This window comes from Micromonospora carbonacea, from assembly GCF_014205165.1.
In the GTDB taxonomy this organism is placed as follows: domain Bacteria; phylum Actinomycetota; class Actinomycetes; order Mycobacteriales; family Micromonosporaceae; genus Micromonospora; species Micromonospora carbonacea.
Map to the genome: position 1 here is coordinate 4,615,358 of NZ_JACHMZ010000001.1, position 11,847 is coordinate 4,627,204.

Genomic DNA, 11,847 nt, shown 5'->3' on the forward strand with positions numbered 1-11,847 from the left:
GTCTTGGAACAGCAGGTACGCAACAGCCGGGACCTGGTGGACGGGCTGGCCGACCGGCCGTATGTGTTCGTGGAGCACCGCCTCGGGGCCGGCGAGACGGTGGACTTCCGGTCGCATCCCCACGGCCACCGCAGCTTCGTGGTGGTCGCCGGCCGGGTGCGGGTCGAGCAGCGCTCCGGCAGCGGGTCGCCGCGCGAGTACGGCGCGCTCCGGGGATGGCACGCCCCGCCCGGTGCGGTGTACCGGTTCACGCAGGTCGGCACGGTGCCGGCGATCGTCGTCGAGGCCGGCTCGGACCACGGGGACGCGGCCACCGGGGCCTCGGCGGTCACCGACTGCCTGGACATCGACGACTACCTCGTGGAGAAGCCCTGGGGCCACGAGGTCTGGTACACCAACAACCTGCCCGGCGCGACGTACGCGCTGAAGCAGATCCACATGACGGCGGGCCACCAGTCGTCGTTGCAGTCGCACCAGCGCAAGGTGGAGACGAACTACGTCGTCACCGGCGAGGCGGTCGTGCTCAACGGGACGCCCGCGCCGGCGGACCCAGGGGCGGTCGTCGACGCCGCGGCCATCCCCCGGGCCGGGCACGGACCGGGTTCGAGTTGGACGTCGGACGCCAACGTCCTGCACCGGGTCATCGCGGACACCGACTACACCTCGGTCGAGGTCTCGACCACCGAGCTGGACGACGTGATCAGGTGGGCCGACGACACCAACCGGGGAAACGGCCGGATCGACGCGGAGCACCTGGGGCGGGCCCGGTGAGCGCCGCCGACCTGGTGGGGCTCTACCTCGCCGAGAAGATCGCGATCTGCGAGCAGTTCCCCGTCGCGTCGGTGGCGGCGCTGGCGGAGATGCTGTTCGACACCTACGAGGCCGGCGGCACCGTCTACGCCATGGCCAACGGCGGCAACTCGGGGACCCTCGACCACGCCTACTGCGACTTCAAGCACCACCCCTTCGTCTCGGAGGACAAGTCCCGTCCGCTGCCGCGGTCGGTGAAACGACTGTCGTTCGTGAACCTGTGCGGCTCGCCGGCGGAGCTGACCGGCCTGGTGAACGACCTGGGCCCGGACGAGATGTACGTGGCGTCGCTGGAGCCGGTGGTGACCCGCGACGACCTGGTGATGGCCTACTCCGGCAGCGGCAACTCGCCGAACGTGGTCCGCGCGCTGGAGGTCGCCGGGCAGGCGGGCGCCAGGACGTTCGCCATGACGAAGGGCGACGGGGGCCGCTGCCGCGCCCTCGCCGACGTCTGCATCGTCGTGCCCGGGTCGTCGCGGTTCCCGGGACAGACCGGTAGCAACAACAACAACTTTCACTTTGAGGACGCTATGCTGTCACTCAATCACATCCTGGTCGGCCTGTTGAAGCAACGCGTGGCGGAGCGCCTCGCCCGCCTCCCCTCCGGAGTCGCCTCATCCTGAGCCGGCTGCCCGTGAGCGACAGGCGCGCACGCCGAGCGACGAGGAGGCGACCCCGGTGATCGTTACGCAGCCACGGACCGCGGAGGCCCGGGACAGCACCCGGCTGACCGTCACCTACTTCCTGGGCTACGGCCTGGTCGGCCTGCTCTCGGCGGTCCTCGGCCCGTCGATGCAGACCTTCCTGGCCATGACCGGGTCCCCGCTGCGCACACTGGCCATCCTGTTCACCGCCGACGCCTTCGGCTCGGTGTGCGGCTCCCTCATCGCCGGGCGGCTGCTCAACCGGATCGGGACGCACGTGCAGGTGGCGGTGGGGCTGGTCGCGGTCGCGGTGGTCCTCGCCGCGATCCCGCTGCTGCGGTGGCCCGTCGCGCTCGCGGTCCTGTTCTGGGCGCTGGGGCTGGCGAAGACGTTCGTCTTCGTCACGGTCAACACGCTCCTGCTGTGGGTGCGGCGGGCGAAGGTGGGCCCGTTCATCAACGCGGCCGACTTCTTCCTCGGCGCGGGGTCGCTGGTCATGCCGCTGATGATCGGCCTGTCGATCACCTGGACCGGCGACGTCCGCCTCGCCTACTGGCTGGTCTGCGGGTGCGCGGTCGCGTTGACGCTGTGGGTCCTGCGGACCCGCGCGCCCCGCCCGGAGTCCGAGCAGCGGGGCAGGGGCGGCGGCCGGCACTACCTGATGATCGGCGGCGTGGCGGTCCTGCTGTTCCTCTACGTCGGCGCGGAGATCAGCATCTCGGGTTGGCTCCCCTCGTTCGTCCTGCTCCGGGGGCTGACCGACGACGCCGCCACCGCCGCGTACTTCACCTCGCTGTTCTGGGTCGCGGTCACGGTCGGACGTCTGCTGTGGGTGCCGTTCGCCCAGCGGCTCCGTCCCGCGGTGATCGTGGCGTCGAGCGCGGCGGTCTGCGCGCTGGCCGTCGCCCTCATCGTCAACAACGCCTCGTCGGTGGCGGTCGTGACCGCCGGCGTGGTCACCGTCGGGCTCGGCATGTCGTCGATCTTCCCGTCGGCCTTCGCGATGCTCGCCCGCCGGGTGGAGATGACCGGCATGGTCAGCGGCGTCTGCCTGTGCGCGGCGAGCCTCGGCGCCATGTTCTTCCCCTGGTTGGCCGGGCAGGCGCTGACCACTCCATGACCCGCACATTCCCGAAGATCGGCAGAACGGAGGCGGCAGGTGCTCAGCATTCAACAGCCAGACCCCCGACCGGTGCTCCCCCGACTGGAGGCGCTGCTCGGCCCGGACCGCGCCGACGCGCTGCGGCGGGCGGCCGCCCGGATCCGGGACCGGCTGGCCGGCGGCACCCTCTGGCACGTCAACTCCACCGGGGCCGGCGGGGGCGTCGCCGAGACCCTCCAGATGGCCCTTCCCCTCTACCGGGACCTCGGCGTCTCGGCGACCTGGGCGGTGATCAACGGCGACGCCGACTTCTTCACGATCACCAAGCGGCTCGGGGTGGCCCTCTACGGCAGCCCGGGTGACGGCGGTCCCCTCGGGCCGGCCGAGCGGGGGCTCTACCTGCGGACGCTGGCCTCGGCCCGGGACGACCTGCTGTCGCGGGTCCGGCCCGGCGACATCGTGATCCTGCACGACCACCAGGCGGCCGGCCTGGCCGAACCGCTGCTGGACCGGGTCGGCGCGGTCTACTGGCGCTGCTACGTCGGCGTCGACGCGCCGACCGAGGCGTCCGAGGCGGCCTGGGACTTCCTCACGCCGCTGCTGACCGGCGTACGCGAGCTGATCTTCTGCGCGGACACGCTCGTGCCCGACCGGTTCGCGGCCCGCCCGGTCCGGATCCGGCCGCTGTTCACGTCGCCGTTCACCGCGAAGAACTGCGAGCTCGACGCCGCCACCGTCGAGCACCTGCTGGCCCGGTGCGGCCTGCATCCGGAGCACGAGGCGCCCGGCCCGGCGACGCTGCGCACGCCGGTCGGCGAGGTCGGCATCCGGCGACCGCCCCAGGTGATCGCGCAGGAGCGGCCCCGCCCCGGTCAGCCCCTCGTCACCCAGGTCTCCCGGTGGGACCGCCTCAAGGACATGCACGGGGTCCTGGACGGCGTCACCTCCCACGTGGACGACGGCTACCTCGCGCTCGTCGGGCCGGACACCGCCGCCATCCCCGACGACATCGAACAGCAGGTCTGGTACGACCGCTGCGTCGAGGCGTGGCGGGCGCTGCCGCCGCGCCAGCGCGCACGGGTGGCGCTGGTCTGCCTGCCGATGGCGGACCTCACGGAGAACGCCCTGCTGGTCAACGCGATCCAGCGCGCGTCGGACGTGGTGGTGCAGAAGAGCCTCGCCGAGGGGTTCGGCCTGACGGTCACCGAGGCGATGTGGAAGTCACGGGTGGTGGTGGCGAGCGCCGTCGGCGGCATCCGGACGCAGATCACCGACCAGCTCGACGGCCTGCTGGTGGACGACCCGACGGACCTGGCGGCCTTCGGCCGGATCCTGCGCCGAGCGGTCGGACGGGAGGTGGACACGCAGATCCTCGGCAAGCGGGCGCACGACAAGGTAAGGGCCGAGTTCCTTCCCGACGGGGAGGTCCTCTCGACCGCGACCATGATCGACGAACTGTGAAAGGCGGTGACCCCGTGCGAGACACCGGAACCGGGCGGCTCGACCCCGATCAGGTGGAGTTCTTCAGGTCGAACGGCTACGTCGTCGGCGACGACCTGCTGAAGCCCGCCGCCTTCGCCGGCCTCCGCGAGCACTTCGAACGCAAGTTCGCGGCCCTGCCGGCGGACGAACGCCCCGAGGACATGGACGTCCCCCACTTCACCGACCCGGAGCTGTTCCGCTGGCTCCTCGACCCCGACGTGCTGGACGTCGCCGAGAGCATCCTCGGGCCGGACATCGCGCTCTTCTCGGCCCACTTCTTCTGCAAGCCCGCCGGCGACGGCAAAGGCGTGCCCTGGCACACGGACGCGTGGTTCTGGCGGGAGACGATCCACCCGCCGGAGCAGGCCGTCACCATCTGGCTGGCGATCGACCCGTCCACCGCCGAGAACGGCAACATGGTGGTGATCCCGGGCAGCCACCGGCAGCAGGCGGACGGGCCGTACCGGGAGGTGCGCTCCGAGGAGAGCGTGTTCACCTGGGAGCTGGACGTGTCGAAGATGCCGGTCGACACGGACCGGGCGGTGCCGATCCCGCTGCGGCCCAACCAGTTCAGCATCCACTCGGGCGGCCTGCTGCACAGCAGCGCGGTCAACCGCAGCACGATCCGCCGCTGCGGCTTCACCATGCGCTACATGAGCACGGCCGTGCGCTTCAACCACGAGGGGGTCGGCCACAAGCACCAGATCTTCCTCGCCCGGGGCGAGGACCGGGCCGGCAACGTGTACGCGCAGCCCTGGCGGGCGTACCCCGAACTCGTCGACGCCCGCGGCAAGGGCCAGCGCGTGGTGACCGCGGACCGGTGAGGACCCCCGACCTGGTGCTCGACGTGGGCGGCGGCGACCCGGTGCGGCTGCGGTGCGCCGCCGTCCTGTTCGACATGGACGGCACGCTGGTCGACTCCCACGCCTGCGTCGAGTGGAAGTGGCGCACCTGGTGCGCCGGGCACGGCATCGACGCCGACGCGCTGCTGGCGGTCGCCCACGGCCGCCCCCAGGCGGAGACGGTGCGCATCGTCGCGCCGGAGCTGGACACCGAGCGGGAACTCGACCACCTGACCCGCCTGGAGGAGGGCTGCACGACGGGCATCGTCGAGGTGCCGGGGGCGTCCGCGCTGCTCGACGCGCTGCCGGCCGGGACGTGGGCGGTGGTCACCTCGGCGTGGCGTCGCCTCATGGCGATCAGGATGGGCTGCGCCGGCCTGCCCCTGCCGGCGGTGACCGTCACCGCCGACGACCCGGTGGACGGCAAGCCGTCGCCGCACGGCTACCTGTCCGCCGCGGCCCGGCTGGGGGTGCGCCCCGCGGACTGTGTGGTCGTGGAGGACACGCCGGTGGGCCTGGCGGCCGGGCAGGCGGCCGGCATGCGCACCATCGCGCTGGCCACGACCTTCCCGGCCGACCGGCTCCCCGCCGGGCTCGTCGTGCCCGACCTCACGCAGGTCCGCCTGCACCGGCCGGGAGGCGGCGGGCCGTCCCCCGCCACCGGCCCCGACCGAAAGGAATGAGAATGGAGTACGTCAAGCTGGGCGCGACCGGCCTGGACGTGTCGCCGCTCTGCCTCGGCGGCATGAGCTTCGGCGACCCGGCCAGGGGCGGCGACCCGTGGACCCTCGACGAGGACGGCAGCCGCGACATCGTCCGGCGCGCCCTGGACCACGGCATCAACTTCTTCGACACGGCGAACGCCTACTCCGACGGCAGCGGCGAGGAGATCCTGGGCCGGCTGCTGCGGCAGTTCGCCCGCCGGGACGAGGTGGTCGTGGCGACCAAGGTCTTCCTGCCCATGCGGCCGGGGCCCAACGGCTCCGGCCTGTCCCGCAAGGCCATCCTCGCCGAGGTCGACAACAGCCTGCGGCGGTTGGGCCTGGACCACGTCGACCTCTACCAGGTCCACCGCTGGGACCACCGCACGCCGATCGAGGAGACGCTGGAGGCCCTGCACGACGTGGTCAGGGCCGGGAAGGTCCGCTACCTCGGCGCGTCGTCCATGTACGCGTGGCAGTTCGGCAAGGCCCTGCACACCGCGCGGCTGCACGGCTGGACGCCCTTCGTCAGCATGCAGAACTACTACAACCTCATGTACCGGGAGGAGGAGCGGGAGATGCTGCCGCTCTGCGCGGACCAGGGCATCGGGGTGCTGCCGTGGAGCCCGCTGGCGCGGGGCAAGCTCGCGCGGGAGTGGACGGTGGAGACCACCCGCGCCCGGCACGACGACTTCGGCCGCAGCCTCTACGCCGCCACCGAGAGCGCCGACCGCCGGGTGGTGGAGCGGGTCGGTGAGATCGCCGCCGAACTCTGCGTGACCCGGGCGCAGGTGGCCCTGGCGTGGCTGCGGCGGCAGCCGGCGGTGACCGCCCCCGTCATCGGGGTCACCTCCGTCAAGCACCTCGACGAGACGGTGGCCTCCCTGGACGTGACGCTCTCCGACGACGACCTGTGGAGGCTGGCGGAGCCGTACGTCCCGCACGCGGTCGTCGGGCACGAGTGACCCGCCGGGCCGCCGCCGGGCCGGCTCGCGGCCCGCTCCGGCACGCTTCGCACTCCGCCCGACGCTCCGGGCACGGGCTGCCCGGCCCGTCACCCGACCCCGAGGGCCGTGGCGAGCCGGGCCACGTCCGCCGGGAGCGGTTCGTGGCACGTCAGGTCGGTGAGCAGCGTACGGGCCACCGGCCGTAACCGGACCTCGGCCGGCGCGGTCCGGTCCGCGTCGACCAGGGCGCGCCCGGCGGCGAGCGGGTCGCCGGCCCCGAGGTGCGCGCGGCCGGCGTCGAGCAGGTAGGCCGCCCGGTGCTCGGCGGGCAGCCGCCGCCAGTGCTCCGCGCCGACGACCCGCTCGTGCAGGAGCACCGCCTCGCCGCCGTTGCCCAGCTCGACGGCGGCGGCGACCCGGGCCATCCGCACCGCCGTGGGGCCGAACCCGGTCCAGTGCCGGTCGCGCTCCCCGCCGGTCTCGCCGCTCTCGCCTGTCTCGTCGGCGACCCGGGCCGCCTGGTCGACCAGTTCCGCTGCGCCGCGTTCGTCGCCGGCTCCGGCGGCGGCCAGGGCGGCCTGGACCAGCAGCGTTCCGTGCAGCGCCAGGTCCGGGGGTGGGCCGCCGCGCCACGCCTCGGGGGCGATGCGGTGCGCGGCGGCGACCGTGACGGCCAGGGCCGGGCGGGGGCGGCCGAGGGCGCGCAGCGCCTGCCCCAGCGGCACGGCTGCCGCCGCGACCAGCAGCGGGTCGCCGGCGGCCACGGACACGGCCCGGTCGGCGGCCAGCCAGCCGAGGTCGCCCACGCCGAGCTTCACCAGCACCGCCGACGTGACCCGGTACGCCTGCACCAGCGGTTCCGCAGCCCCGTCGCCCTGGGCGGCGTGGGCGTGTCGGGTGTCGCCGAGCAGCTCCGGCAGGATCCGCAGCAGTTGGGGATAGTCGGCGTGCTGGTAGGTCAGCCAGGCGTGCCGTACCCGCTGGTCCAGCTCGCCGACCGGCGGTGCCGCCCGCTGCGCCTGCGGCCCGGTCAGGGCGGTGTCGTAGCGGTCGAGGGCGGCGCGCACCCCGTCGATGCCGTGCGCGGCGGCGCGGGCGGCCTGCGACGGGAGGGCATCGCGGCCGAGCAGCGCCACCGGGTCGACGCGCAGCGCGGCGGCGAGTTCCTGGATGACGGTGTACCGGTCGAGGGCGCGGACCCCCCGCTCGACCTTGTCGACCCAGCTCTTCGACTTGCCGAGCCGGTCGGCGAGCATCTGCTGCGTCATTCGCCGCCGGGTCCGCAGCCGGGCGACCCGGCGTCCGATCGGCAGCTCACGGTTGGTCACGACGCCACCGCCCGTCGGGTACGGCTCGGGTGCCCTCCTCGGCCGTCCACATCTCCAACGGCCGGGCGCACCAGCCGACGATCCGGTCGGCTATGTCGGCGCTGCTCAAGCCGGTGATCTCCGCCTGGGCGTCCGGCAGGTACGAGGTCAGGTAGCGGACGAGGGTCCGCACGTTGCACCGGCACAGCTCCTTGAGCTGGCGCTTACGGGTCAGGCACGGCCACGGGTCGCCGCAGACCAGGCAGTTCCAGTCCGGCCGCGACGGGCCGTGCAGCGCCGGATAGTCAGTCATCGCCCGGCCCCTCCCCCGGCCGGCGGTGGCAGCCCTGCCGGCGGGGCGAGTAGGGCGGCCACAGGGGCGGGCGTCGGTACTCGTTCCGGGGCCGCCGCGCCGAGGGGCCGGGCCGCCAGCGCTGCGCGCGGAGTTCCGCCGCGGCCTCCCGGTGGCGGCGGGCCTCGTCCTGGGCGGCGACGAGCTGCCGGTAGAGGGCGTCGAGGTCGGCCTCCAACCGGCGCAGGAACCCGCGGACCGCCTCCGGGTCGAAGCCGCGCCGACCGAACCGGGTCAACGGAAACTCCTGCCACCGCACGTCGGCGGGGGTCAGCAGGTTTCGCTTGGGTTGGTACTCGCGGGTACCGCCGACATCGCTAGGGGGCCCGTCTCCAACCGTGTCGGTACTCGGCTCCATGTGACTCCGTCCCTGGCTGTTGACATCGTGCCTTGCCGGCCGCGTCTCGAAACCAACATACGTCATGACTTGACTTAAGTCAGACCTTGACATATTGCTGATCTTGTGGTGAGTGAGGACCTTGCCGACCTAAACTTCCCCTCGTGCCATACGAGCAGGCCGAGTACCGCCGCATCGCTGACGGCATCGCCGGGCAGATCAAGTCCGGAGAGCTGAAGGCACACGACAAGCTGCCCTCCACCGCCGAACTCGCAGACAAGAACCACGTCTCGCTCGCGACGATCAATCGGGCCTTCGGCCTGCTGCACGATCGCGGCCTGGTGTACGGCAAGCAGGGCAAGGGCGTCTTCGTGGCTGAGACGAAGTAGTCACAACAGCAGCCGGACGGGCCAAGGCTCAAATGAAGGACCACCCCCTTCGGGAGCAAACCCCGCAGTTCACCGCCGCCATCGCCGGCCCATGAAGAGTCACTCTCCCCGCGTGCGCCGGAAACAGCCGGAACGGATGGAGTTCAGCACCGCCCAGCTCGGACATCCCCGCGCAAGCGGGGAACAGGACCCGCAGTGCTGGCTGCTCCTCTGCCGCTCCGGGATCACCCCCGCCGACGCGGGGAACAGGGCGCGTGGACCGTGGACACGGCACACTTCCCCGGATCACCCCCGTGTGCGCGGGGAACAGGCGCGCACCGCCACCCTCAAGGAGGCCCGCACGGGATCACCCCCGCGTGCGCGGGGAACAGGACCGGCTGGTCGACGGTGGCCGCGCGAAACACGGATCACCCCGCGTGCGCGGGGAACAGGCGAGCATCCCCGACGACCACGGGGCGAGGCCCGGATCACCCACGCGTGCGCGGGGAACAGGTCGAGCAACGCACACCCGCCGGCCTGACGACGGGATCACCCCCGCGTGCGCGGGGAACAGGTGTCCCGGTGGGCGGCGCGGCGCGACTCCCCGGGATCACCCCCGCGTGCGCGGGGAACAGACCCTCCTCTACGACTGGGTCGACCTCGCCCAGGGATCACCCCCGCGTGCGCGGGGAACAGGACCCCACCCAGCACGCGGGGCCCGGCCACACCGGATCACCCCCGCGTGCGCGGGGAACAGCTGCGGCCGGAAGGGTGCCGGGGGACGGGCACCGGGATCACCCCCGCGTGCGCGGGGAACAGCTCGCCCGCGCCCAGGGGCTCACGGAGGCGGAGGGATCACCCCCGCGTGCGCGGGGAACAGCGGGCGCAGCCGGACGTGGACGCCGTGTCCTGGGGATCACCCCCGCGTGCGCGGGGAACAGTTCCCGCACGCCGACGCCCGGGCCGACGCCCAGGGATCACCCCCGCGTGCGCGGGGAACAGCCGGTTACCTTAGCCGAATCGCTAGATCGCCCCGGATCACCCCCGCGTGCGCGGGGAACAGGCACCCTCAGCGGTTTTAGTGTCCGCCTTCCCCGGATCACCCCCGCGTGCGCGGGGAACAGGCTGTCGCCGTCGGCGAGCTTCTCGCGCTTCAGGGATCACCCCCGCGTGCGCGGGGAACAGGTGTGAGGCGCGCGTCTCAGGTGATAACCGTTGGGATCACCCCCGCGTGCGCGGGGAACAGTCCCGGGCGACCCGCGGGAGCTTGATGCCGACCGGATCACCCCCGCGTGCGCGGGGAACAGGGCGACCGCGCCGCCGGTCGCCCGAACATCAACGGATCACCCCCGCGTGCGCGGGGAACAGGGCGGGTATGTGAGTGGCAAGCCCCCGTACGGAGGATCACCCCCGCGTGCGCGGGGAACAGCCCGAGCCGCCCGGCCGGCTCACGGTCCAGTCGGGATCACCCCCGCGTGCGCGGGGAACAGATCGCCGGCGACGTCGGCACCATCGCGACCCGCGGATCACCCCCGCGTGCGCGGGGAACAGACAAAAGCCCTCGCGAGTGATCCGGGGCTGGAGTGGATCACCCCCGCGTGCGCGGGGAACAGAATCGGATGCGGCCGGCGACGTCGGCCTTGCCGGGATCACCCCCGCGTGCGCGGGGAACAGGGCCGGTGCGTCTTGCGTGACGGGTACCAGGCGGGATCACCCCCGCGTGCGCGGGGAACAGGGACGCGCGGTCAGCGCATTGGTTGCCCTCGAAGGATCACCCCCGGGTGCGCGGGGAACAGGCTCGCATTGCTACCCGCCGGGGCTTCGGTGACGGATCACCCCCGCGTGCGCGGGGAACAGATCGACGGCCGGCAGCCGGCGGGCCCGGACCCGGGATCACCCCCGCGTGCGCGGGGAACAGACTTCCTGACCTGGGCCGCTAAAGATCAACAACGCCGATTTCATTCACTTGCCCGCTCAAGATCCTCCCCGCCCGTACCGCCCGGTTGCCGATAAGCAAAGTACCCCTGACGCTCCGCGCTCAACGCACCGCGCCCCCGCTCCTGCCATCCCCACCACCCATGACCGCCACCGTTCGGCAACTCCATCCTGGAGTCGTTGCCCCCGCCGGAGGCAGCCCTAACCCAGGCCACCCGGCAAGGGGCGGCCCAGGGTCTGCCCGTCTTCTCCCACTCCGGCCGCCAACGGCGGCTCACCAGGCCGTCGAGCCGGTCAAAGGGCTCCACCCAGGTTGCCGTCGGGGCCGCCCAGCTCCCGGTGGATGAAGCCGGACAGCTCGACGTCGCTGGCCCCGTCGAGCGTCGGCGTCACGGCGCGCCTGCCGCGCGTCGCCTCATGCGGATCAGGATGGGCTGCGCCGGCCAGCCGGGATCGTGATCAAGGAACGGCGGCTTGAGCAGGGTGTCGATATCATGCCGGGATGGGTAGATTCCTGGCACTCTTCAACGGTGCGGCTGATGAGGTCGGCAAGGCCGAACTCAGCGAACAGCAGCAGAGCGAGTTCATTGACGCCTGGGCGTCATGGGCGCAGGCCAACGAGAAGGCTCTCGTCGACCCCGGCGCTCCGTTGAACGCGAAGAAGCTGGTCACGGCGCAGGGGGTCGAGGACTTCACCGACGCCATGATCGGCTACGCCATCGTGGAGGCGGGCTCGCACGATGAGGCCGTTGAGATCTTCTCCGGGCATCCGCACCTGGGCCTGCACGCCGGAAACTCGATCGCGGTCCTCGAGTGTCCGGCTCCGCCTGGCTGATACTCGGGCCGGAGCCTCGCTGTCGGGCGCGTGACTTCGTTCGGGGCCTGATGGAGAAGGGCCGGCACGCCGTCGGACAGTTCATGGCCGATGCGGCGGGCCGGCCCGTCTGGACCCCAGCGGCATTGCCGAGGTGCCGTCGATGTCCTGCGTCATCTCGGCACCATCAGGCGGTCCGAATCGGT

Annotated in this window: 12 protein-coding genes and 1 CRISPR repeat array; of the genes, 9 read left to right on the plus strand and 3 right to left on the minus strand. The window is 72.6% G+C overall.

Annotated features, from left to right (window positions below; genetic code table 11):
• The first annotated feature begins 3 nt into the window (after positions 1–3).
• The 7 genes from HDA31_RS19400 (at position 4) to HDA31_RS19430 (ending at position 6,546) form a co-directional block, all read left to right on the plus strand.
• Positions 4–771 carry a cupin domain-containing protein gene (locus HDA31_RS19400; protein WP_074479204.1) on the plus strand — a complete coding sequence of 256 codons (768 nt, stop codon included), beginning with the start codon at positions 4–6 and terminating at the stop codon, positions 769–771.
• A complete protein-coding gene (locus HDA31_RS19405; protein ID WP_178064091.1) occupies positions 768–1,433 on the plus strand; it encodes an SIS domain-containing protein in 666 nt (221 codons plus the stop codon). Before HDA31_RS19400 ends, HDA31_RS19405 begins: the two co-directional genes overlap by 4 nt.
• 55 nt (positions 1,434–1,488) lie before the next feature.
• Positions 1,489–2,574: an MFS transporter gene (locus HDA31_RS19410; protein ID WP_178064090.1), complete on the plus strand. Its 1,086-nt coding sequence runs from the start codon at positions 1,489–1,491 to the stop codon at positions 2,572–2,574.
• A gap of 72 nt (positions 2,575–2,646) precedes the next feature.
• The gene (locus HDA31_RS33080) at positions 2,647–4,017 is read left to right on the plus strand and encodes a glycosyltransferase (RefSeq protein ID WP_178064089.1); all 1,371 of its coding nucleotides are present in this window, start codon (positions 2,647–2,649) and stop codon (positions 4,015–4,017) included.
• Positions 4,018–4,031: 14 nt separating this feature from the next.
• Entirely contained in the window at positions 4,032–4,862 is an 831-nt protein-coding gene (locus HDA31_RS19420) for a phytanoyl-CoA dioxygenase family protein (protein ID WP_178064088.1), read from the plus strand.
• Positions 4,859–5,563, plus strand: a complete 705-nt coding sequence (locus HDA31_RS19425; RefSeq protein WP_219825020.1) for an HAD-IA family hydrolase — start codon at positions 4,859–4,861, stop codon at positions 5,561–5,563. The genes HDA31_RS19420 and HDA31_RS19425 overlap by 4 nt, the downstream gene beginning before the upstream one ends.
• A 2-nt stretch (positions 5,564–5,565) precedes the next feature.
• A complete protein-coding gene (locus tag HDA31_RS19430; protein WP_178064087.1) occupies positions 5,566–6,546 on the plus strand; it encodes an aldo/keto reductase in 981 nt (326 codons plus the stop codon).
• A gap of 89 nt (positions 6,547–6,635) precedes the next feature.
• On the opposite strand, the gene HDA31_RS19435 is transcribed toward HDA31_RS19430, so the two are convergent.
• Genes HDA31_RS19435 through HDA31_RS19445 form a run of 3 tightly spaced genes read right to left on the minus strand, consistent with a single transcriptional unit; the run spans position 6,636 to position 8,638 of the window.
• Positions 6,636–7,856, minus strand: a complete 1,221-nt coding sequence (locus tag HDA31_RS19435) for a helix-turn-helix domain-containing protein (RefSeq protein ID WP_178064086.1) — start codon at positions 7,854–7,856, stop codon at positions 6,636–6,638.
• Positions 7,843–8,148 (minus strand): hypothetical protein, encoded by a 306-nt coding sequence (locus tag HDA31_RS19440; RefSeq protein WP_178064085.1) that lies wholly within the window; start codon positions 8,146–8,148, stop codon positions 7,843–7,845. The genes HDA31_RS19435 and HDA31_RS19440 overlap by 14 nt, the downstream gene beginning before the upstream one ends.
• Positions 8,141–8,638, minus strand: a complete 498-nt coding sequence (locus tag HDA31_RS19445) for a DivIVA domain-containing protein (RefSeq protein ID WP_311774365.1) — start codon at positions 8,636–8,638, stop codon at positions 8,141–8,143. Before HDA31_RS19445 ends, HDA31_RS19440 begins: the two co-directional genes overlap by 8 nt.
• 50 nt (positions 8,639–8,688) lie before the next feature.
• Here HDA31_RS19445 and HDA31_RS19450 point away from each other — a divergent pair, with 50 nt between their 5' ends.
• Both HDA31_RS19450 and HDA31_RS19455 read left to right on the plus strand, forming a co-directional pair.
• The gene (locus HDA31_RS19450; protein ID WP_178064083.1) at positions 8,689–8,913 is read left to right on the plus strand and encodes a GntR family transcriptional regulator; all 225 of its coding nucleotides are present in this window, start codon (positions 8,689–8,691) and stop codon (positions 8,911–8,913) included.
• A gap of 464 nt (positions 8,914–9,377) precedes the next feature.
• Positions 9,378–10,810: a CRISPR direct-repeat array (repeat unit 28 nt; unit sequence GGATCACCCCCGCGTGCGCGGGGAACAG).
• A gap of 519 nt (positions 10,811–11,329) precedes the next feature.
• Entirely contained in the window at positions 11,330–11,662 is a 333-nt protein-coding gene (locus tag HDA31_RS19455) for a YciI family protein (RefSeq protein WP_178064082.1), read from the plus strand.
• The last annotated feature ends 185 nt before the right edge of the window (positions 11,663–11,847 follow it).

Bases quoted from the DNA above. Each gene is read 5' to 3' on its own strand.
- HDA31_RS19455 (WP_178064082.1), top strand. From the start codon at position 11,330: ATGGGTAGATTCCTGGCACTCTTCAACGGTGCGGCTGATGAGGTCGGC.
- HDA31_RS19430 (WP_178064087.1), top strand. From the start codon at position 5,566: ATGGAGTACGTCAAGCTGGGCGCGACCGGCCTGGACGTGTCGCCGCTC.
- HDA31_RS19440 (WP_178064085.1), bottom strand. From the start codon at position 8,148: ATGACTGACTATCCGGCGCTGCACGGCCCGTCGCGGCCGGACTGGAAC.
- HDA31_RS19445 (WP_311774365.1), bottom strand. From the start codon at position 8,638: ATGTCAAGGTCTGACTTAAGTCAAGTCATGACGTATGTTGGTTTCGAG.